The 563-nt window shown below is 69.8% G+C and carries 2 protein-coding genes; both read right to left on the reverse strand.

Annotation, left to right across the window (positions count from 1 at the left end):
- Positions 1 to 35 precede the first annotated feature (35 nt).
- Positions 36 to 245 (reverse strand): rubredoxin, encoded by a 210-nt coding sequence (locus GRF61_RS24245; protein ID WP_169153169.1) that lies wholly within the window; start codon positions 243 to 245, stop codon positions 36 to 38.
- 26 nt (positions 246 to 271) lie between these two features.
- Positions 272 to 563, reverse strand: a 292-nt coding sequence (locus tag GRF61_RS24250; RefSeq protein ID WP_169153170.1) for a hydrogenase expression/formation protein, incomplete at its 5' end; no start/stop codon positions are given.

Here is a 563-nt window from a genome sequence, read left to right on the forward strand (position 1 = left end):
GGGCCGCGTTCAGGCCGCGCCGCGGCCGGGGTGGATCATTCGTCCACCACCATGAATTTCTCCCGCGGGGCGTCGCAGTTGGGGCAGGTCCAGTGCGCGGGCAGGGCGGCGAAGGGGGTGCCGGGCACGACTTGGGCGAGGGCGTCGCCCTCGGCCGGGTCGTAGATCCACCAGCAGATGCCGCACTCCAGGCGGGCGTTCGGGTCCAGGCGGTCTTGGTCGCCGAGGTAGCTGCCTTCGAACATGGTGTCGGGTCTCCGGAGGGCGGCGCTCAGATTTCGCCCAGGCTGTCGGTCCATTCGCGCAGGCGGGCGATGCTGTCGGCGAAGTCGTCGGCGGCGGCCGGGGCGACGTCGGGCAGGTCGGTGACTTCCAGGGTATTGAGGATGAGGGTGTCGGCGCTGTTGAAGTACTGCACCCACCAGGTGCGGGCGAGGCCGGTGCTGGTGATGCGGCAGTTGCCGTAGCCGCGCGACAGGATGACCGTGGGGCCGATGCCCAGGCTGGCGACCAGCCAGTTGAGGTCGTCCGGCGTCATCGGCAGCAGGGTGAGGTTGATGATG

The organism is Azoarcus sp. TTM-91 (assembly GCF_012911025.1).
Taxonomy (GTDB): Bacteria; Pseudomonadota; Gammaproteobacteria; order Burkholderiales; family Rhodocyclaceae; genus Azoarcus.

What these genes read in the sequence shown, in the direction of transcription:
- GRF61_RS24245 (WP_169153169.1), bottom strand. Translation starts at nt 245, where the DNA reads ATGTTCGAAGGCAGCTACCTCGGCGACCAAGACCGCCTGGACCCGAAC.